The organism is Chryseobacterium formosense (assembly GCF_900116415.1).
In the GTDB taxonomy this organism is placed as follows: Bacteria; Bacteroidota; Bacteroidia; order Flavobacteriales; family Weeksellaceae; genus Chryseobacterium; species Chryseobacterium formosense.
The window spans coordinates 417,268-437,790 of sequence record NZ_FPAP01000001.1; the positions used below are offsets into that span (position 1 = coordinate 417,268).

Genomic DNA, 20,523 nt, shown 5'->3' on the forward strand with positions numbered 1-20,523 from the left:
AAAATCCTCGGCCTTCACTGTCACGATGTGGATCAAAAGTGCCTTTGTTGGGAAAAAACACATCCAGGACGGTTGAAATGGCATTTAATGAAAGGATTACCAATAAGATAAGTAGAGCAAAATAGATAACATAGCGTCCCTTAAAGAAAAATACAGGAACCAGGAAATTGATATTGATATAACACATCAGCACCAAGGGAACATAGATGAACAATACCTTCAGGAACCGGAAGGAACCGCGATACTCCGTTACATCCTTAGAGTAGGACAATATGGCAAGAATACCAAGTAACAGCACCGCATGGCGCAGTAATCTAAATTTATCTTCTGTTATAAACCGTATAGCTTTGGTGTTCTGTACCTCCAATGTCTTGTAACTCATATCACTGATCGATTTCTTCAGCAAAGATAAAATATACAGAGACTCAAAAATTAGAAATTATACAAACCATAGCTTCTTTTATACTAAACAGTTTATATATGGTATTTTGTATAAAATATAGGTCGGTTGGTATAAAAAAGAAAATTGAGCTCATTATTATTATTTCCTTTGTCTTGTTCGTAATAGAGAAGGCTATGAATTTACTGGATATGCTGCAAGAATATACCACACATATAATGGATGATCCATGTTTATCAGGGAAACAACAGGAGGAAAAGATCATTCAGGTCTTTGACCTGTGCCATTTTGTTGAAATTTACAAGCAGTCACTAAGAATCATTGATTTTGAGGATGAAATCAATATCATCGAAGATGATGGAGCCCGTAAAGGAATTTATTTCTGTGATTTGCTTTATAACTCTAGCCATCCTTTTGAGCGTTCTCTTTACAGTCAAGCATTTCTAAAAAGTTTAAAGAGACAGTCCGATTTAAGCGAATTATGGTTTGTCGTTGTGGAAGAAAATTTTATTTCGGAGAATATGAACGATAGCAAGGCATTTATAAAAAAATATAATGTGGAAGAACTATATGACAGGATCTTCTATTTTAATTATTCACGATCAATAATAAAAAAAATAAATTAAATTATGGAAATCATTAAAAAAGGAATTTGGATGCTAGTACCATTGTTTTTCTCTGCTGAGGGTTCTGCTCAGCAGCTAGACACCCTAAAATTAAAGAAAGATACCACGAATGTTCCCAGACGTACGGTGGCGTACGCAGCTGATAAGATTGCGATTGTTCGTCCTCTCAATATAGAATTTTCTCTCCCGGCACCCTACAATTTCACGGCAAAACAAGGAGATACTCCATTACGGGACGGCAAAGTGAATGACTTTACCCAGCTGAAGGTCAGTGCCAATGTTAATTTTCTTAAAAAGAAAACTTGGATGCTAGGAGCAACGGCAGGATATCGATTTATCAGTGCAGAATCAAATATGTTTGAACCGCTTACTAATAACCCCACTGTTATTAAAGAAGAGTTTCACTATCTGTTTTCGTCCTTGAACTTTTCCTATTTTTCCACGCTTTTTAACAAACGGACCATTTACAGTTCCAGTGTCATCGTAGAGGGCAGCAACCAGCATTTTGAACGTGTCAAAGGTTTTCTATCCGGGGTCATGGTGTTGAAAGGCACGGCGAAGACCAAGATGAGCGTAGGTCTGGCGGTCAATATAGATCCGACAGCGCAGCTACCGGTCATTCCGATCTTTACCTATGAACACCGATTTGATAATGGTCTTATAGCAGATGTCACGCTCCCTAAGAGTGTATATTTGCGTAAATATCTGTTCAAGAACACAGGCAGGGTGTCATTGGGAGCCGAACTGGACCAGACCACTTTTTATGTCTATAAAATAGAAAGCAGTAACCCGGATCAACGATTCCAATATAGACAACTTGATATCAACTCGGGTATTATTTACGAACATGCGATCGGTGACTTTATTATTACCGGAAAAACGGGCGTAAAGTTGACGCCATCAGGAAGGTTATTCAGAAAAGAGGATAATTTTGATGATGCTGTCTTTGAAATAAAACCCGATCCCGTATTCTATTTTAATATCGGTGTTTCATTCAATCCGTTCACGTTCCTTAAAAAAAATAAATAGTCCGATCATATCGCATGGACTGCGCACAGATAATAGCAATCGATTCATAAAGATTTTTATCAAAGAGTTATTCTGAGATTTTTGACCTACTGTACATAAATTTTCAGAATAACTTCTCACTTTCACAGTCTGTACCTATTTTTCATAGTCTCACTAGGGATTCTTTTATAAATTGAAAATTGTCAGTGTTTACAGATAATCGAGTTAAAATTTATAATATCCGTGAATGTTTTTAATAATTAAGCAACTGACAAAAATAGGGTAATGAATCATTTGCAAAGTAGATTAGCTTTCATCATATCGAAATATAGCTTACATCTCTCTAGTGCCTTCCGGCAAATATCAGCACTCTATTTCGAATTTTCGAGACGAATTAATGTATATTAGACCTTAATTTTTATTATGGAGCGAAACGTCTTTTCCCCGGAGCTCAGTTCTTCAACGGAACTGACAAGAAAACTTTATCAAAACGGTATCAGAAAAACTTATCATCAAGGAGAGATGATCCTGGATGAAAATGCATCCATCCGCTCAATACCTATTGTGCTTAAAGGATTGCTGAAGGTAATGCGAACCGAAGAAGATGGCCGGGAAATTTTGTTGTATTACATTAAGGCCGGCGAAAGTTGTATCATGTCTTTTCTGGGCGGGATGCACCACGAAAAAAGTATTGTAAAAGCCGAAGTGGAAGAAGAGGCGGAGGTTTTGTTCCTGCCAATTGAAAAGGTATCTCTTTTCATCAAAGAATATCCGGAATGGCTGGATTATATCTTCAGGCTGTATCACAAACGTTTTGAAGAATTGCTCGATATTATCAATGCGATCGCCTTTAAAAAAGTAGATGAAAGATTACTCGATCTGCTCTATAAAAAATCAGAGATCTCACGATCTAAAACCATCGTAATCACTCATGAACAGCTTGCCAATGAACTCGGAACAGCTAGAGTAGTGGTGTCAAGACTTCTGAAACAGCTTGAAGATTCCGGTAAACTAAAACTGGGTAGAAACAAAATTATCCTTTCAGATTCTATTTAATTTCCCCTATGTAACAAAAGTAGCTGTACAGCGTCACAGATATTTCCATTTTTGCTTCATAAAAAGTTGAAAAATGGAAATTTTTGGATATATAGCATCGGTTTTTATCGGTATTTCTTTAGGACTAATCGGCGGTGGCGGAAGTATTCTTACCGTTCCTGTTTTGGTTTATCTTTTTGGAATTGAGGCTTTTCTGGCAACAGAATATTCACTTTTCATTGTCGGAATCAGCAGTTTGGTTGGTTCGTCTTCTTACTTTAAGAAAGGATTGGTAGATCTCAAAACGGCATTTGTTTTTGGTGTTCCATCCATCGTTTCCATTTTTCTTACCCGAAATTTTCTTCTTCCTTTAATTCCCGATGAAGTCTTTAGAATAGGGGATTTTACGGTGACCAAAGACCTATTTCTTTTGTTATTATTTGCTGGATTGATGATTACCGCTTCCTATAAAATGATACGGAAAAGGATAGAATTAAAAATAGAAACAGTCCATTCAGAAAATAACAATACACCTTTGGCAGTAGCTGAAGGTTCTGTAGTTGGTATTCTGACAGGTCTGGTAGGAGCGGGTGGCGGATTTATGATCATTCCGGCATTGGTCAATCTATTGAAAATACCGATGAAAGTCGCCATAGGAACTTCTCTCGTCATCATTTCTTTAAATTCTCTGATCGGATTTTTTTCATCAATGAATCACGTCAAGATCGAATGGAATTTATTAGCAACCATTACCGCAATTGCCATCGTTGGAATTATTATTGGCTCGCAATTATCAAAGAAAATAGATGGTAAAAAGCTGAAACCTGCTTTTGGATGGTTTATTCTGGTGATGGGAATTTACATTATTATCAAAGAACTTTTCTTTTAAAACTGTTATGTAACAAAAGTAGCTGTACAACAGAATTCAGACCCGCAAATTTGTATCAAATTAAAATTACATAAAAAATATCAAAATGAAAATAGAACAGATCTATACAGGATGTCTCGCTCAGGGAGCCTATTATATTGTTTCAAATGATGAAGCGGTGATCATTGATCCTTTAAGAGAAACCCAACCATACATCGACAGATTGGAAAAAGACAATGTAAAACTCAAATACATTTTTGAAACGCATTTTCACGCAGATTTTGTAAGTGGTCACGTTGATCTAAGTGAAAAAACAAATGCACCAATCGTGTATGGACCAACGGCAAAGCCCGAGTTTGAAGCCATCATTGCTCAAGACGGACAGATCTTTGAAGTGGGGAAAATCAAGATCAAAGTTCTGCATACGCCTGGACATACGATGGAAAGCTCATCCTTTTTATTAATCGATGAAAACGGAAAAGAAAAAGCGCTTTTCAGTGGAGATACCTTGTTTTTAGGAGATGTAGGTCGCCCGGATCTGGCTCAGAAAGCGGCGAATATGACCCAGGAAGAGTTGGCAGGACTTCTTTACGAAAGTTTATACCAAAAAATTCTGCCTTTGGATAATGAAATTATCGTTTATCCTGCGCACGGAGCGGGTTCTGCCTGCGGAAAAAATATGCAGAAAGACACGGTTGATACTCTGGGTAATCAAAAGAAAACCAATTATGCATTGAATCAAAAAGACAAAGAAAGCTTCATAAAGGCCGTTACAGACGGACTTCTTCCGCCACCAGCCTATTTCGGGATGAATGTGGCAATGAATAAGAAAGGCTATGAGAGCTTTGATGAGGTTTTATCTAAAGGTCTTCACGCTCTTTCTCCTGAAGAATTTGAGGAAATGGCAGAACATTCAGGAGCTTTGATTCTGGATGTCAGAAATAATGAAGATTTTGCGAAAGGTTTTGTTCCTCAATCAATTAATATCGGATTAGACGGAGATTTTGCACCTTGGGTCGGAGCTCTGATCGTAGATGTAAAACAACCTATTTTGTTAATTACCGATGAAAATAATGAGGAAGAAACGGTCACAAGACTCAGCAGAGTCGGGTTTGACAATGTTTTGGGTTTTCTAAAAGGTGGTTTTGAATCCTGGAAAAACAGCGGAAAAGAAATTGACAAAGTTCATCGAATTTCTGCTACAGATTTTGAAAAGGAAATTGAAAATAAAAAGGTGAAAATTATTGATGTACGAAAAGAAAGTGAGTACGAAGCAGAGCACGTCGATGAAGCATACAATAAACCTTTGGCTTACATCAATGAATGGATCAACCATCTTGAACCTACCAATCATTTTTATCTTCATTGTGCAGGTGGATACCGAAGTATGATGGCGGCGAGCATTCTTCTGGCAAGAGGTTTCCGTAATTTTACCGAAATTGAAGGTGGATTTAAAGCCATCGCACAAACTGATGTTCCAAAAAGCGATTTCGTTTGTCAAAGTAAAGTTTTGAAGTAATTTTGAATTAAACAAGTAAATTAATGTTAGATATCATAAAAGAACCCTGGCCGTGGTATATTGCAGGTCCGCTGATTGGTCTTACCGTTCCGGCTTTGCTGGTTTTAGGCAATAAATCTTTCGGGATCAGTTCGTCATTGCGACATATTTGTGCAGCGTGTATCCCGGCAAACGTGGGTTTTTTCAAATACGACTGGAAAAAAGAATCCTGGAACTTATTCTTTGTCCTCGGAATTTTCTTCGGTGGAATGGCTGCTGCCTATTTCCTGATGGATCCCGGAGAAATTACAGTCAATCCAAACCTTAAAGCAGAATTGGCAACCTATGGAATTACCGACTACAGCAATCTTGTTCCGATCCAACTGATGAATTTTGAAAGTTTATTGACGTTAAAAGGATTCATTATGATGGTTGTCGGCGGATTTCTCGTCGGTTTCGGAACAAGATATGCGGGAGGTTGCACCAGCGGACACGCTATAATGGGACTTTCCAATCTTCAATGGCCATCATTGGTTGCAACGATCTGCTTTATGATCGGTGGTTTTTTGATGGCAAATGTGATTTTGCCAATCATTCTTTCACTCTAAATGTATTTAATAATGAAAAAAGAAACAGATATACGTCACCAAGATACCATTTGTACCAACGAAAGCTATCTTCAGCACAAATTGTATCACAATTTGAAATATTTAATTGTTGGTGTTTTATTCGGAATCGTATTTGTGAAAGCTGAGATCATCAGCTGGTTCAGAATCCATGAAATGTTCCGTTTGCAGTCTTTCCATATGTATGGTGTCATCGGAGGCGCAATTGTCACAGGAATGATCTCTGTATGGCTAATCAAAAAGTTTAAAATAAAAACCATTTACGGAGAAAGCATTTCCATCGCTCCGAAAAAATTCAACAAAGGGCAGATCTATGGAGGTTTAATCTTCGGCTTCGGTTGGACAATTACAGGAGCTTGTCCCGGACCTTTATTCGCACAAATCGGAACTGGAGCTTTTGCAGTTATTATTACTTTGGTGAGTGCTGTTCTCGGAACTTGGGTTTATGGATATTTCAGAGATAGGCTACCACACTAAATATATACAGCGACTAATGTAAATATTATAAAGGTATGATCGTTATACGAATATTTCAAACATAAGATCATGTCCTGATCCGATTTAATCATCAATCAGGTAGCTTCAATCTCGATCGGTGATTATTTTGCTATTTGACCAAGCTGTTGATATAGTTTTCCAGATTCGTAAAGCCTGCTTGAGTGATAGTTGTTCCATCTGCGGCATCGTTTAGATTCAGCCTATTTTTAATTTCCCAACGATCCGGTATGCCGTCTGCGTCCGTGTCCTTTAATTTTGAGGTCTTCGGTTTCACTTTCGGTTGTCCGCCAGCATCAACTTCAGTTTTAAATATATAACCTTCTTTGCCAAGGCTTTTAAAATAACCGATGATACGATTATCTACAGCATCGCGTTTTAAAGAAGATCCGGCTTCTGCCATGACAATTTTCCAGGCATCGGACGCAGCATTGATTTTAACATTACTTCTCGATAATGCTGACGGTTCTTTTATCAGAGTTGCTTTTTGTCTGATAAAATCTTCATCAGTCACCATCCGTCCGTTTACTTTACCATCTTTATCGAGATCGACATAATTATCTCTATGGTATACGTGATCTGTAGCAGTGAACATACTTAAAAAATCACCGGTAGAACTTGGTCCTGCAATAAAGTAATTGCCCACAATATCCTGGTAGTGGTCTGTTGCCGAGTGTCCTCCAACAAATGCGCTTTTCCCCCAATTGTAAACCACGTTATTGATATATTCGATCTTCGCCTTCGCTTTCGGGCTTCGACTCTGATTTCCGGTCCATAGACAATGATGTACCGTTATATCTACAGGATTTTCCAAAAGTGCCCCGAAACGTTGAGGGTCTATCCCTTCTCCGATAAGGCAATATTGAAAAGTTATATTGCTGCTGTTCTTTACGTGCAGATTGTCCCATCTGCCCCATTCGATGGAAACATGGTCAAAGATAATATCCTTCAAATCATCCGCCACGACAGTGCATGCCCCTCTGGGCATATCAATGCTTCCCCTGAATCTCATATATCTGACAATGGTATTTCCACCAAAGGATACACCGTTGCCGTAAACTGTAACGCCAGCTCCGGGTGCGGTCTGTCCTGCAATGGTGATTCCGGGCGCAGCTGAGATCTTTTCTTTGATCTTGATCACACCTGCAACATCAAAAACGACAGTTCTATCGCTTCTGCTTACCGCATCCCTGAATGAACCTGCTCCAGTGTCGTTAAGGTTGGTCACGTGATAAACAGTTCCGCCACGACCGCCGGATGCATAGCGTCCAAAGCCCTCTGCTCCTGGAAATGCCAGCTGTTGTGCGTTGATCATCAAATTGAAAGAACATAAAATGAAGGATAGGGATATTTTCCAAAACATAGCCATTTGATTTATAACGAAGTTAGTGCGAACGTATCGATAGAGTGTCCTGCACTTTCTGTTTCTAAAAAATCTTAATTACGATAATTCTCAAGAATATAGAAATATTTTGGTGAATCAAGGAATGACAGGAAATAGAAGCTTTCATAAGTGATGAAATGGTCAGAAGGGAAAAGTGTAATCATAAAAAATGCCCTTGGTTACAGATCCAAGGACATCTTTTAATATTACTAAAACTTCCACCTTATTTAAAAGTACAGAAGGGAGATATTAAAGTTATGATGTCAATCGATTCAGACAAGCAAGTTCCGGAGTACTACGAACCTCGTCTAGCCGATAGTAATATTCATCTCCGGCATTTTTCAAAGGTCTTTCGACCCTAAAGGAATAGTGCCGTTCATCCACCTCTGTAATAACTACAGGTATGGCTTTACGTCCATCATTGGAGATCCAGGCCTCATCTCCGACATTAAACTTTTCTGGTATCCTTTTGCTATAGTGTAACGGAATGACATTTTTCACGAAAACGATTTTTCTAATATCATTTTTAGGTGTTGGTATTTTTGTTACGATCTTATCCTTATTTGGCAGTAAACTGCGTTTAAGATTTGCATTGTAGCTTTTCCACGCATTTTTCAAAGCGTACATCGCTTCTCTTGCGGCTCCTTTTGAGCTCAGGTATGATTCATACTGCTCAAAGCTATCAAATGATGGCCATGTGCTATCCGTTTTCATGTCTCTTGCCAGATCGCCTAGCGGTGAATCCCTGTTGACCTGTTTGCTCAACCAATAAGTGAATGTAAGATGTTTTGTAATATTGTCAGATGTTTCTGGCTTTGCATCAAAACTCCTGAGGCAGTGTTTCCAGTTTGAAAATCCGTATTTTTTGGCTGTAATATCTAGAGCCTCGGTATGTCGGATCCCAAGTTCTCTTTTAAGCTTTTTTGATTGTAGTTTATAGAAACTAATCGTATGATTGTTCGATTCCATTGAATTTCTCTTTTATTTCACAAGAAATAAATGTCACCCACCAACCACTGCTCTTGTGTATTAAACAAAAGTTATTCAATTAAAAAGAATTACAGTGCTTATCAGCTTTGCTACTAGTGGGTGGCAGGCTCTGTAGAATAGACCTACACAAATATATAAAAAATAGATCAATAAAAAACGATATAATCAAAGTTTATTTGGTTACGATTCTTTAAATATTATCTGATAGACCTCTTCCGAACCACTGATCACTTTTTCGTGTATCTATTAGTTCATCTATATTTTTACCGGGATATTTTTTTGAAAATTCATAAAGCTTGTTCCAATATTGAGAACTGTCATTTTTATGTCTTCTGACAATTCGAATATCGTGATGCCTCCCTGTGGGTTCTCCATATTCATCGGTCGTAGGAATTGAGTAGATCAGGCAATCAGCCAAATGACGATACTCTGCGTCATTAAATATTTCTGTATCAACAAGTGATTTTGAGACCTGGCCGTAACGACCGTCAAAAAGTTTGCGATCATTAACAAATATTGAATAGAGGCATTCATGGATATAAGTTGTTATATCTTTTCCACGAAAACGATAAAGACAATCAATTTGCCCATTTCCCAGCATAAGCGCATCTCTCCATTCATCTCTCCATTCGTCATGGAATTCTTTTCCGTCAAGCTCGATGGCAACCGTGTAGTCGTTAGATCTAAGTAAAAAGTCCAGGCGAAAAAGTCCGGCGGAATTTCGGATCTCATATTGTGGGATTATTTCAAAACGATCATTCACAAACTTTTCAAATTGCTGAATAAAGATCTCTTCCAATGGACTTTCGAGTTGGTTTCTGTTGATATGAATGGTGTTGCTCATAGTTGTAAAATTAGTCATAATATTTTGTAAAGCAAATAGTAGTTATTGATGGTCAGCTTTTTACCATTATATATTGGGATTAAATTTTGATGACATATTTCCAAGTGCTCTTGGGCGTTATCACAACATTTTCTGTCTCGGCAATCCAATCTCAAATTCCTGCGGGTATGGTTCTCTGGAAGTCATACTTACATTTTCGCGAAGGCTTCTTTCTATTTCCTGTGATTTTTCCTGATCCATTGAATAACGGGGATCTGCAACAAGCGGCATCTTGGCCATCTTGGTAATGGTGACTGTCGGAAAATGATAATCAACTTCCACCGTTCCCAACAGCAAGTAAATTCCCCCTTCTTTGAAAGGAAATTTTCTAAGACTATCCGGAAAGTGAGCCGTATCAAAATATTGACCTTCAGCATCGATCCAGGTCCCAAAGTACATGTCATCTTTCTTACCGGGATGGCTTTTCTTTTTAATGGGAACATGCTTTCTTGAGATCAGATAGGCCAGCATCTTAACTTGTTTTTTGTGATATTTTAAAAGATCCTTTACCAAAACATGACCTCTATATTTTGTTTTGAGCAGATCAAATATCGAATGGGATACAGGAAAGCCTAATATTTCAATTTCATCAAAAGCATCTTCAAATCGGTCTCTCTGAATAATAGGTAACTTATAATCCTTTTGAGGCTCATCAAATAAAGAAATGATTTTGGTTTTGTACTGACCTTTTGAAAAAAGAAATCTGGCCTCGATCAATAGTTCATATTTCTGTTTTCCGGTAAATCTGAAAGCCCCGACAAATATCAATATCTGTAAAGTTTCGATGCCGATATTGACCCTTTTGACAAAATCCTCAAGTGATCTGTAATCTCCATTGTTCTCTCTTTCTTCAGGAATAAATTGCTTAATGGTTGCTTCAAGTTTCTCTATGTGCATCAAGCCTAGGTACACATCAGTATCATAGACCGTCGTCTGAAATTCACTGAGGTTGACACAAGGGTTATGAATGGTTGCTCCCGACATTTTGGCTTCGTGAACATAAACCTCCATCCTGTAAAAGCCACCACCGTTATTAATCGCAGAAACCATAAATTCGATAGGGTAGTAGGCCTTCAAGTAAAGGCTCTGATAACTTTCTACCGCATACGAAGCTGAATGGGCTTTACAAAAAGAATAACCAGCAAAGGATTCGATCTGCCGGTACACTTCCTCAGACAATTGTTCGGGATGCCCTTTCTTCCTGCAGGACTCAAAAAAATCATCTTTTAATTTCTGTAAAGCTGACAATGAACGACCCTTGCCGCTCATAGCCCTTCTTAAGACATCTCCGTTTTCCGCCGAGACACCGCCAAAATGCAAGGCGATCTTGATCACATCTTCCTGATAGACCATGATCCCATAGGTCTCACCCAATTCCTTTTCAAATACCTCATGGAAATATTCAAACTGATCGGGATGATTATGCCGGAATATATATTCCCGCATCATTCCGCTCTGTGCTACACCGGGGCGAATGATGGAAGAAGCCGCAACCAATACTTTGTAATTATCACATTTCAATCTTCTCAATAAACCCCGCATCGCAGGGGATTCTATGTAAAAGCAACCGATGGTCTTTCCAATACTCAGGAATTCATTGCACTTAGTCTCACCTTTGGAAATCCTTGTATCTTCAATGTCGACAATAATCCCTCTTTTTTCTTCGATCAGTTTGACCGTATCTTTGATGGTTCCCAATCCTCTTTGTGAGAGGATATCAAATTTTTCAAGACCTATGTCCTCTGCCGTATGCATATCGAACTGTACGATCGGGAATTCCTTTGGAGGAAACTCCAAGGCAGAGTAATTCGTGATCGGTTCCTCAGAGATCAGGATGCCGCATGAATGCATGCTTCTTTGATTGGGAAAGCCTATCAGTAATTTTTCATATTTATAAATTTCCTGAACGATGGAATTCTGATCGTGATGTTCTTTTGGTCTTTTAGACAGTTCATCCAATTCCTCTTTCGGAAGCCCGAATACTTTCCCCAGTTCCCGGAATCTCGATCTGCTTTTGAACTCGACGTTAGTTCCGCAAAATGCCACATGGTCTTTTCCATATTTCTTAAAGATATATTCCAAGATAGTATCCCGGTTCTTCCAGCTCCAGTCCAGATCAAAATCTGGAGGGGTCTTCCTATTGAGATTCAAAAATCTTTCAAAATAGAGGTCCAATTCCAAAGGACATATGTCCGTGATCCCAATACAGTAACTTACAATAGAGTTGGCACCGCTTCCCCGACCGACGTGCATAAAGTCCATACGGTTGCTGTACTGTACAATATCCCATGTGATCAAAAAATAGCCACAGAAATTAAGTTGATCAATCACTGCCAGTTCTTTATCCACTCTTGCCTTTGCCTGTACGTTATCATCAGGATATCTTTTGTCTAAGCCCTCATAAGCCAGTTTTTTCAATAATTTAAAATCATTTTCCTTGTTTTCGGTATAATACTTTTTGTTTTTGGGTGTTTTAAAGTCAAAGTCAAAACTGCATTCATCAACAATATATTTGGTGTTTTCAATGATCTCCGGATATTGGGAATACTTCTCTAACAGTCCTCTTTTACCAATAAAGGTCTCATTGCTTTTACAATAATCATCCTCGATGAGTTTAGTAAATAAAGTGTTGCCTGCTATTGCTCTTAGTACTTTATGCAATTCATATTCTTCATCTGCCTTAAAGGTTACTGGATGCAGGATGATCATTTTATGGGTTAAAGCTTTCAATTCAGGATTGAACAACCGTTTGAGCTCATCCTGTCTTATCCCGATAAATTCATGTTCCAGCAGTTTTTCAGGAATATTTGTTAAGGGATAGATTACAAAACTATCCTTCAGTTCCAGGTTAGCTTTACCGATCTCGATTCCTTCACAATTATAATTGGTCAAAAGCCTGTTGACCTCTGCAATGCCTTTTGGGTTTTTGGCAAGACAGATGAAGTACTGTTCATTTTCAACCCGCACATCCACCCCTACAATGGGTTTGATCCCTTTTTCCTGACAAAGTTTGTAAAACTGATAGATACCGGTCACGGTATTGATATCGGTCAGCGCCAAAACCTTTAACTGATGTTGTACAGCCAGCTGAACCAGGTCTTCAACAGAGATGGTCCCATAACGTAAACTGTGATAAGTATGGCAATTAAGAAACATAGATAAAAATTTATTTTAAAAAACCCGACGCCCTTCCTACACTTAAGCTTCCAAATCGGTTTTTAATATGATCCATTGTCTGATACAGGGAGATCATTTCTTCAGTGTCTTCGAAAAGATCCATCTGATGAAGCCCGTGTACCAGCCCGGTAAATCTGACACCGATCAATCGGATCCTCATTCTTCTGGTGTAAACTTTTTTGAAAAGTTCCAAAACATATTTGAGCAAAGTGTGGTCAGCTGAGGTGTAAGGAATTCTGCATTGCTTGATCTCAGTATCGAAGTTGGAATATCTGATCTTCACTGAAACGGTTGAGGTCAGCCACTTTTCCTGTCTCAGCTGATAGGCCAGTTTTTCCACCATACCCGATAGAATACTTCTGATCTTCAGTATATCGATCGTATCCTGAGCAAATGTATCCTCCGTGGAGATCGACTTTCTTTCAGAGTAGGGGATTACGGGTGTCTCATCAATGCCGTGTGATTTCTTCCAAAGGACGGTTCCGTTCTTGCCAACTAATTGGTTCAGCACATCAACCGGCATTTCAGACAGCGTCTTTATGGTCTTGACACCCAATCGTGAAAACAGGTTGAATGTTTCAGGTCCGACCATCGGAATCTTTTTGATGGACAGCGGATTTAAAAAATTTTGGATATTGGCCTCTTTCACCTCCAATCTTCCGGTGGGTTTGGATTCACCGGTCCCGATCTTGGAGACCGTTTTATTCGTCGATAAAGCAAAGCTGATCGGCAGACCCGTATTTTTTGTAACGGCATCTACAATTTCATTGGTCCATTGAAAACAGCCGAAGAATTTATCCATTCCTGAAAGGTCAAGATAAAATTCATCGATACTGGCTTTTTCCAGCACCGGTACTTTTTCCTGAATGACCTCTGTCACCAGATGCGACATATTGGAATAATATTCCATATCGCCCTTGATCACTTTTGCTTCAGGACATAACCTCAAAGCCATCTTAATGGGCATTGCCGAACGAACTCCGAAATACCTTGCTTCATAAGAACAGGATGCAACAACACCACGGTCACCGCCTCCGATGATCACAGGCTGTTTCTCCAATCCAGAGTTTTTCAGCCGTTCACAGGAAACAAAAAAGGTGTCCAGGTCCATATGTGCAATTGCTCTTTCCATATTGCAAACTTAGTCACGTTTTTAAACAAAATGTGTATATTTGTTGTCATAAATTATGACAATGTCAATTTTTGCAGATAACATCGTGTTTTTGAGAGGTCAAAAAAATTTAACCCAACATAAGCTTGCAGAAGATCTCATCCTTACCAGATCAAGATATGTTTCCTATGAATATGGGAATGCGGAACCTCCTATTGAAGTATTGGTCAGGATATCCAAATACTACAACATCAGTATTGATCTACTGGTCACTGTTGACATCCGAAAATATCCTTTGGACAAGATGGTCAACCTACCGGGCAATAAAATTTTGTTGCCTGTTGTAGTCGATCCTGAAGGAAACAAGTATATTGAAATTGTGCCTCAAAAAGCTTCAATGGGCTATCTGAATGGATTCAGTGATCCCGAATATATTGAAAGTTTGCCACGTATCCAGCTTCCATTTTTAGGACACGGCATATTCAGAGGATTTATGGCAGATGGGGATTCCATGCCGCCATTTGCAGACGGGACATGTGTCATTGGTGAATATGTTGAACAGCTTGAAGATTTGAAAAAGGGGAAGGGGTATATGTTTATTACGTCTGAAGGCTATACTTTCAAAACCTTTGTAAAAAGAAATAAAAATACGCTTACCGTTGCAGCAGATAATACATTCTATGACTCATACGATATTCCTTTATCAAATATTGTACAGGTATGGCGGTATGTGAGAGGAATTTTACCCCAGGATTATAAACCATACTACCTGCCTAATCATACAAATCTTAAAAATCTTGTCGATGAGGCGAAACGCAGTATCAGCAATCTGGAGAACGGAATTCTTAAGTTCAAGGCATAAAAAACTTCCCCGAAGGGAAGCTAAAAACACAAATGATGAAAAAAATTATTCCATTAAATGGAATAATGTAAAGATAAATATTTAAAATAAAATTACAATGGGTCAGCTAAGTTTATTCGATACGGAAGAATTTTACGAGTTTCCAAAAGACCTTTTGGAATACAGGGAGAATTTTCTGAACAGGGAAGAGGCAGACCGGTTAAAAGACCATCTGCTTAAGACCGCTCAATGGGAACAGCGTACTCAGAAAATGTATAACAAGATGGTGATAACACCACGTCTGACCGCATGGTATGGTGATTCAAAATTCAATGAATCAGCCGACAATAATATCTCAAGTACGAACCTCTGGATTCCTGAGTTATTATCATTAAAAGAAAGAATTGAAAAGGAATTCGGTTACCGGTTCAATGGTGTTCTACTAAACCTCTACCGTGACAACAATGATTCCGTTGCCTGGCACAGGGACAAGGAAAGTAGATATGGTAAGAGGCCTGTCATTGCATCCATCAGCCTCGGACAGACCAGGAACTTTGATTTCAGAAGAAAAGACCATCATCAAAGCAAATACAGCCTTCCTCTTCCTAATGGTTCACTCCTTATTATGAAAGGAGACCTTCAGGAAAACTGGGAACACCGGATCGCCAAATCCACAGTACCCATGAAAGAAAGAATTAATTTAACCTTTCGATTGATCAATGAATTATAACATTATAAAAATTTCAAAAACTAATTGCTATGTCAATTTCATATTACGATTTTAAAAATCTCCCCGACAGATCTCAACAAGAACTTGTTATGGCTATAGGAACAGTGATCAGTGAAACATATAAGGATGCGCTGAAATTCGTATTATATCAGATGCCTTCATTTACGGTCGAGATCGTATATAACATCAATAACAATACTATTGCAAGTGTGAGTTCCTTTCAGAATACGGGTAATTACGAAAATTAATCTGAGAGATATTTGATATTGTCCTGACCAAAGTTGATGTAATGTTGCTAAACTTGTATTCTCCAATTCTAAGCTACCCTTTTGGAACTTCTGAAACACTTGAAGGAAATGTGATAATGAATTTTGTGCCCTCATTCTCAACACTTTCAAAATCGATACTTCCATTGAGTTTCTTCATGATATTTTCAACGATCGATAGACCTACACCACTACCAAAGTAGGATCTGGTATTGGACATTCTATTGAAAATTTTAAATACATCTCTTTTTGAAGTATAAGGGATCCCGATTCCATTATCCGATACCTCGAAAACAACATTTTCATCTTTACGGTAAGAACAGATGTGGATATGGGCATCAGAACCTTTTTTTGATGAATATTTGACAGCATTGGTAATGATGTTTTGGAAGACCTGTGCGACCATACTTTTTTCTCCCCGGATCCCAAATATATTTTCAATAGTGACCTGAGCGCGGTCGTTATATGATAATTTAGCATCCGAGATCGATTTCTCAATGATCTTAACGGGGTCAATGTCAACGATGTCATATTCTGAATATTTAAGTCTGCTCAGTCTAAGGACATTCGCCATCATATCAGACATGTTATCGATCTCATTGAGAACATTGTTGATCAGCTTGATATTCTTGTTCTCAGTATTCAGTTTGGCCATGATCTGCATATTGAGTTTCATCACTGTCAGAGGTGTTGCAAGGTCGTGCGAGATCGTATGGGAGTACGCGTCAAGTTCATCATTCACCCTGCCCAGTTCAGAATTGACCTTGTGAAGTTCCGCATTGAGATTGCTGATATAAAATAACTGTTCCTGTATGGTGCGGTCTATCGTTTCCCTTAGAGCTATGATCCTTCGTTTATCTTTTGAATCCCATGATGCAGACCGTTCCAAGACCTCTTCGTCGAAAACCTCGAAAGATTGTCGTGGCGAGACTACTTTGGTCTTTTCATCAAAGATCTTGATCGTTTTGATCTTATTTTCCTTTTTTCCTGCCCAGCTGATATGCTGCTTGAACTCGCCCCTAAACCACATGATGATATTTCCCCGGTCCCTGTTCAAAAAAGAGATCGCAATACCGCAACAGCTCTTGTCCAGGCCAAGCTTTTTCCCATGGGTCTTGTAAAAAGAATCATCATAGAAGATCTTATCTTCCAGGTTCTTCTGGGCCCAAGCCGAAATTTTTTTCAGGGCACTGCCAGAAGGTGTCCTTCCACTGCTTTTGATCTCACCGTCTATGATGGTCGCAAGACCATCTGTCTCCGAGATCTCCCTCATCGTATTGATGTGGCGGGAGAAAGACTCAGCTATACTTTGAAATGCCAGCAGTTCAATTTTCAGATCCAGACATTTTTCCAACAGGATCCTGTCATACTCCATGGTGTATGCGGAGAGAAAGGAGTGGTAGGAGTTTGCAGCAATGAATGTTGCAATCTCGGCACTGATCCTATGGTCAAGATCTATATGTTTTTGATAGGTACTATGGCAGGTTACAAGACCCCACAGCTCATTATCTATGATGATCGATATGCTGAAACTGGATGCAATTTTAGCATTGATCAGATATTCAACGTGAATGGGAGATAATGCTCTGACACTCGATATTGTAAGGTCCACCTTTTCAATATTGCTCAGTATCTTGACAGGCTTGTCATTCACATCGCTTAAGATCCTTTTGAAATTTTTAAGATATAGTGCCCTCGCCTGGGAAGGAATGTCACTTTCCGGGTAATGCAGGTCGAGATAACTTTCCATATTGGCATTCTTTGCCTCGGCAATGACCTTTCCACTTTTGTCCTCATTGAATTGATAGACCATGACGCGGTCGTAGTCCGTGATCTCTTTGATCTTTTCAACCAAAAATTCCCAGATGTTCGAGCCTTGTCTATTTGAGATCAGATTTTTGATCTTCTTAACCAGCAGGCTATTGTCTTTCGCATTTAAGATACAGCTTTCAAGTTCAACGTAGATAATATCATTGTGCCTGTAAAAAGTGATATGATATTCGATCCCATCAATGGCAATTCTGTCGATATATTTTACATCTTCCTCTGCGGACGACATCACAAACAGAAACTGTGGGCTTTCAAAGATGAACCTAAGTTCGGGGATATCAATGGTTTTTTGCCCTAAGAAGGACTGGTCGATCTTACAAATATGATCGATATTTTCACTATAAAATTCGATCTTATTCGTCAATGCACCTATACCTATCAGATACCCAAAACTTTGGATGTAGCCTGGCTGATGTATTATGATCTCATTGCACTCTACTGCTCTCATACATTAAATTCTTAAAATGAAATTAGGATCATCGATCTTCTGTAACCACAATTCCAATTTGACTCTTATGCAAATTTATAAAAAATAAAGATGACCAAAAACAAGCCGTCATGGCAAATATTTACGGTTGAAGAATATCTGATCTTAAGCACTGATCATAGAGTCACATAAGTTTTTCCATCAAGGGCTGTGGAAATCTATATAAAATTTCATCATTGACCGTTGTCCTTTTCAACAAGCTTCCTTTCTGATCCGATCGTAGTTTTATTGTATGGTGAATGTCGATCTTTTTGACAATATATTCATTTCTAAAACCAAAGATCTTTTCGGTACTACGAAAAGGTAGTGATTTTATATGATGGGCAATTTTCAACTTTACCCCAATAAAAAGTTGATCAACTGTTCAAATCATTATTAACATCAAAAAATCACATTATGAATATCGAAAGAACAGAATTTATTGCATGGATGGAGAAGGTCATGGAGCGATTCGACATCCTCAAAGAACAAGTCAGTTCCAGCCAATCCCGATTCATAGAGATCGACGGCGAAGTGCTGCTGGACAATCAAGATGTGTTGCAACTTCTAAAGATCAGTTCAAGATCTTTGCAACGCTACCGCACGGACAAAAAGCTGCCTTACTACACCATAAGCGGCAAGCTGTATTACAAACTGTCCGATGTCCATCAGCTTATCAGGCAATGCCTAAGTTCGTAACAAAACAAAGACATTAGCTGCCAAAGACCTACCTATAATCACATTTACTATCAATCAATTATAGGTGCATCTATTTTCGTCTTATCAAAATCAATTGTGATGGAAGAAACAGCACATAATGAAGCCAATGAGATCAAACCGGTATCAGACACACTTCTAGTATTGACCAAAGACACCAATAAGATCGAAATGGTCAAAGGAATAGACAAAGAAGGAAATCTTCAAAAGTTCCCGCCAGATGACAAGAAAGAGAATGACCAGTGGGTAAGGGTTGACAAGCACGGCGACATCTTCTCCAATTTCTTTTCCAATTTCTACCGGCAGCTTAAAGATCCTACGCATTTCAATTTCTTCAAGATCTCGGAATATGATGCGGTCAATACCGCGAAAGACCTTCAGTACTATGTCGATCAGGCATCACCTGAAGAAAAGGAAAAGCTGAAAGAATATGCAATACAATTAAAAAATACAAACCCATTAAAAAATCAGAATACAATGGAAAACAACACAGACAATCAGGAATACCGTTTCCAGCCGGAACAGATCGACTGGAAGACGATGGAAAAATTCGGGCTAAATCAGGAAAAGCTTGAAAAGATGAATGCTATGGACTCTCTTCTAAGAGGGTTCAAGACAAACACTTTAATTCCCATCACCATCAATCTGGGAACAGCGGTCAGCAAGATGGATGTCCGATTATCTCTTCAGACAGCAGACAATGGCGAGGTCGGCATCAATATCCATGGCATCCGAAAGGAACCAAACTACAATCTTAAGTTCCTCGGTCACGAGTTCACGGAAGAAGACAAGAAAAATCTTAAAGAAAGCGGAAATATGGGAAGGGTCGTCGATCTGGTCAATCCCAAGACCGATGAGATCATTCCGTCCGTCATCAGCCGTGACCGACTGACCAATGAGCTGGTCGCCTACAAGGCAGAGTATATTAAGATCCCTGATGAGATCAAAGGCATCAAGCTTGATGATCATCAAAAACAAACACTATTAGAGGGAAAACCACTTTACCTCGAGGGAATGACCTCCAAAAAAGGAGAACTGTTCGATGCCACCGTCCAGTTCAATGCGGATAAACGCTATGTCGAATTCATCTTCAACAATAACCAAAGCCAGCAACAATCACAGCAACAATCAGAATCCAATCAGCAAAGTCAAAAAAATGAAGGGGAAGCTCCAAGAGTTTTCCGGGAAAAAGAACTGGATGATGCACAATACGATAAATTCAAGGCAGGACAGACGGTCTATATCGATGGTCTTACGGACAGCAAAGGAAAAGCCTATCAAGGATACATCACTTTCAACAAGGAAATGTCTAAAACGGACTTTTCCTTTACCAATCCCAACAAGCTGAAGGAAAAAGCCCAGCCATCCGAAGACCATAAGACCCAAAAGGCGGTCAATTCCGATGGCAAGACCAATGAGGCGACAAAGAACATCAAAGAACCATTAGAATCCAAACAGCAGCAACCCGCCAACAAACAGCAGGAAGCCCAGCAGAAGAAACCGACCAGATCCAAAGGGCGCAAGATGTAATCCAAGACTTAAAATTACAATCACAAAAACAATTCTAATCAT

The 20,523-nt window shown here is 38.9% G+C and carries 18 protein-coding genes; 12 read left to right on the forward strand and 6 right to left on the reverse strand.

What is annotated here, in order from left to right:
• Window positions 1-576: 576 nt before the first annotated feature.
• The 7 genes from BM371_RS01935 to BM371_RS01965 all read left to right on the forward strand — a co-directional run bounded on the left by BM371_RS01935 (window position 577) and on the right by BM371_RS01965 (window position 6,538).
• The gene (locus BM371_RS01935; protein WP_123984762.1) at window positions 577-1,026 is read left to right on the forward strand and encodes a hypothetical protein; all 450 of its coding nucleotides are present in this window, start codon (window positions 577-579) and stop codon (window positions 1,024-1,026) included.
• Window positions 1,027-1,029: 3 nt separating this feature from the next.
• Complete coding sequence (locus BM371_RS01940; protein WP_034675168.1) at window positions 1,030-2,055, forward strand: hypothetical protein; 1,026 nt, start codon at window positions 1,030-1,032, stop codon at window positions 2,053-2,055.
• A gap of 402 nt (window positions 2,056-2,457) precedes the next feature.
• Window positions 2,458-3,090 carry a Crp/Fnr family transcriptional regulator gene (locus BM371_RS01945; protein ID WP_034675170.1) on the forward strand — a complete coding sequence of 211 codons (633 nt, stop codon included), beginning with the start codon at window positions 2,458-2,460 and terminating at the stop codon, window positions 3,088-3,090.
• A 73-nt stretch (window positions 3,091-3,163) separates the two neighbouring features.
• The gene (locus BM371_RS01950; protein WP_034675172.1) at window positions 3,164-3,958 is read left to right on the forward strand and encodes a sulfite exporter TauE/SafE family protein; all 795 of its coding nucleotides are present in this window, start codon (window positions 3,164-3,166) and stop codon (window positions 3,956-3,958) included.
• Between the two features lie 85 nt (window positions 3,959-4,043).
• A complete protein-coding gene (locus BM371_RS01955) occupies window positions 4,044-5,456 on the forward strand; it encodes an MBL fold metallo-hydrolase (protein ID WP_034675175.1) in 1,413 nt (470 codons plus the stop codon).
• A 23-nt stretch (window positions 5,457-5,479) separates the two neighbouring features.
• Complete coding sequence (locus BM371_RS01960) at window positions 5,480-6,043, forward strand: YeeE/YedE family protein (RefSeq protein WP_034675177.1); 564 nt, start codon at window positions 5,480-5,482, stop codon at window positions 6,041-6,043.
• A gap of 12 nt (window positions 6,044-6,055) precedes the next feature.
• Window positions 6,056-6,538, forward strand: a complete 483-nt coding sequence (locus BM371_RS01965) for a YeeE/YedE family protein (RefSeq protein WP_228376725.1) — start codon at window positions 6,056-6,058, stop codon at window positions 6,536-6,538.
• A 130-nt stretch (window positions 6,539-6,668) separates the two neighbouring features.
• Here the strand turns inward: BM371_RS01965 and BM371_RS01970 are convergent, their stop codons facing one another.
• The 5 genes from BM371_RS01970 to dinB all read right to left on the reverse strand — a co-directional run bounded on the left by BM371_RS01970 (window position 6,669) and on the right by dinB (window position 14,122).
• Window positions 6,669-7,919 (reverse strand): pectate lyase family protein, encoded by a 1,251-nt coding sequence (locus BM371_RS01970; protein ID WP_034677256.1) that lies wholly within the window; start codon window positions 7,917-7,919, stop codon window positions 6,669-6,671.
• Between the two features lie 276 nt (window positions 7,920-8,195).
• Window positions 8,196-8,909, reverse strand: a complete 714-nt coding sequence (locus BM371_RS01975; protein WP_051882724.1) for a YozE family protein — start codon at window positions 8,907-8,909, stop codon at window positions 8,196-8,198.
• Window positions 8,910-9,120: 211 nt separating this feature from the next.
• Window positions 9,121-9,774, reverse strand: a complete 654-nt coding sequence (locus tag BM371_RS01980) for a hypothetical protein (protein WP_131430915.1) — start codon at window positions 9,772-9,774, stop codon at window positions 9,121-9,123.
• Between the two features lie 120 nt (window positions 9,775-9,894).
• Entirely contained in the window at window positions 9,895-12,969 is a 3,075-nt protein-coding gene (locus tag BM371_RS01985) for a DNA polymerase III subunit alpha (RefSeq protein ID WP_034675185.1), read from the reverse strand.
• Between the two features lie 10 nt (window positions 12,970-12,979).
• Window positions 12,980-14,122 carry a DNA polymerase IV gene (gene dinB / locus BM371_RS01990; RefSeq protein WP_034675187.1) on the reverse strand — a complete coding sequence of 381 codons (1,143 nt, stop codon included), beginning with the start codon at window positions 14,120-14,122 and terminating at the stop codon, window positions 12,980-12,982.
• Between the two features lie 61 nt (window positions 14,123-14,183).
• Between dinB and BM371_RS01995 the strand changes: the two genes are divergently transcribed.
• The 3 genes from BM371_RS01995 to BM371_RS02005 all read left to right on the forward strand — a co-directional run bounded on the left by BM371_RS01995 (window position 14,184) and on the right by BM371_RS02005 (window position 15,920).
• Entirely contained in the window at window positions 14,184-14,963 is a 780-nt protein-coding gene (locus tag BM371_RS01995; protein WP_034675190.1) for a LexA family transcriptional regulator, read from the forward strand.
• 97 nt (window positions 14,964-15,060) lie between these two features.
• Window positions 15,061-15,672 (forward strand): alpha-ketoglutarate-dependent dioxygenase AlkB family protein, encoded by a 612-nt coding sequence (locus BM371_RS02000; protein ID WP_034675192.1) that lies wholly within the window; start codon window positions 15,061-15,063, stop codon window positions 15,670-15,672.
• Between the two features lie 29 nt (window positions 15,673-15,701).
• Window positions 15,702-15,920: a hypothetical protein gene (locus BM371_RS02005; RefSeq protein ID WP_034675195.1), complete on the forward strand. Its 219-nt coding sequence runs from the start codon at window positions 15,702-15,704 to the stop codon at window positions 15,918-15,920.
• Window positions 15,921-15,993: 73 nt separating this feature from the next.
• Here BM371_RS02005 and BM371_RS02010 read toward each other — a convergent pair whose 3' ends face one another.
• Window positions 15,994-18,216, reverse strand: a complete 2,223-nt coding sequence (locus BM371_RS02010) for an ATP-binding protein (protein ID WP_034675198.1) — start codon at window positions 18,214-18,216, stop codon at window positions 15,994-15,996.
• A gap of 435 nt (window positions 18,217-18,651) precedes the next feature.
• Here BM371_RS02010 and BM371_RS02015 point away from each other — a divergent pair, with 435 nt between their 5' ends.
• Both BM371_RS02015 and BM371_RS02020 read left to right on the forward strand, forming a co-directional pair.
• Entirely contained in the window at window positions 18,652-18,933 is a 282-nt protein-coding gene (locus BM371_RS02015; protein WP_074958525.1) for a helix-turn-helix domain-containing protein, read from the forward strand.
• A 99-nt stretch (window positions 18,934-19,032) separates the two neighbouring features.
• Window positions 19,033-20,481 (forward strand): DUF3945 domain-containing protein, encoded by a 1,449-nt coding sequence (locus BM371_RS02020; protein WP_034675202.1) that lies wholly within the window; start codon window positions 19,033-19,035, stop codon window positions 20,479-20,481.
• The last annotated feature ends 42 nt before the right edge of the window (window positions 20,482-20,523 follow it).

Bases quoted from the DNA above. Each gene is read 5' to 3' on its own strand.
- BM371_RS01935 (WP_123984762.1), top strand. From the start codon at position 577: ATGAATTTACTGGATATGCTGCAAGAATATACCACACATATAATGGAT.
- BM371_RS01940 (WP_034675168.1), top strand. From the start codon at position 1,030: ATGGAAATCATTAAAAAAGGAATTTGGATGCTAGTACCATTGTTTTTC.
- BM371_RS01945 (WP_034675170.1), top strand. From the start codon at position 2,458: ATGGAGCGAAACGTCTTTTCCCCGGAGCTCAGTTCTTCAACGGAACTG.
- BM371_RS01950 (WP_034675172.1), top strand. From the start codon at position 3,164: ATGGAAATTTTTGGATATATAGCATCGGTTTTTATCGGTATTTCTTTA.
- BM371_RS01955 (WP_034675175.1), top strand. From the start codon at position 4,044: ATGAAAATAGAACAGATCTATACAGGATGTCTCGCTCAGGGAGCCTAT.
- BM371_RS01960 (WP_034675177.1), top strand. From the start codon at position 5,480: ATGTTAGATATCATAAAAGAACCCTGGCCGTGGTATATTGCAGGTCCG.
- BM371_RS01965 (WP_228376725.1), top strand. From the start codon at position 6,056: ATGAAAAAAGAAACAGATATACGTCACCAAGATACCATTTGTACCAAC.
- BM371_RS01970 (WP_034677256.1), bottom strand. From the start codon at position 7,919: ATGTTTTGGAAAATATCCCTATCCTTCATTTTATGTTCTTTCAATTTG.
- BM371_RS01975 (WP_051882724.1), bottom strand. From the start codon at position 8,909: ATGGAATCGAACAATCATACGATTAGTTTCTATAAACTACAATCAAAA.
- BM371_RS01980 (WP_131430915.1), bottom strand. From the start codon at position 9,774: ATGAGCAACACCATTCATATCAACAGAAACCAACTCGAAAGTCCATTG.
- BM371_RS01985 (WP_034675185.1), bottom strand. From the start codon at position 12,969: ATGTTTCTTAATTGCCATACTTATCACAGTTTACGTTATGGGACCATC.
- dinB (WP_034675187.1), bottom strand. From the start codon at position 14,122: ATGGAAAGAGCAATTGCACATATGGACCTGGACACCTTTTTTGTTTCC.
- BM371_RS01995 (WP_034675190.1), top strand. From the start codon at position 14,184: ATGTCAATTTTTGCAGATAACATCGTGTTTTTGAGAGGTCAAAAAAAT.
- BM371_RS02000 (WP_034675192.1), top strand. From the start codon at position 15,061: ATGGGTCAGCTAAGTTTATTCGATACGGAAGAATTTTACGAGTTTCCA.
- BM371_RS02005 (WP_034675195.1), top strand. From the start codon at position 15,702: ATGTCAATTTCATATTACGATTTTAAAAATCTCCCCGACAGATCTCAA.
- BM371_RS02010 (WP_034675198.1), bottom strand. From the start codon at position 18,216: ATGAGAGCAGTAGAGTGCAATGAGATCATAATACATCAGCCAGGCTAC.
- BM371_RS02015 (WP_074958525.1), top strand. From the start codon at position 18,652: ATGAATATCGAAAGAACAGAATTTATTGCATGGATGGAGAAGGTCATG.
- BM371_RS02020 (WP_034675202.1), top strand. From the start codon at position 19,033: ATGGAAGAAACAGCACATAATGAAGCCAATGAGATCAAACCGGTATCA.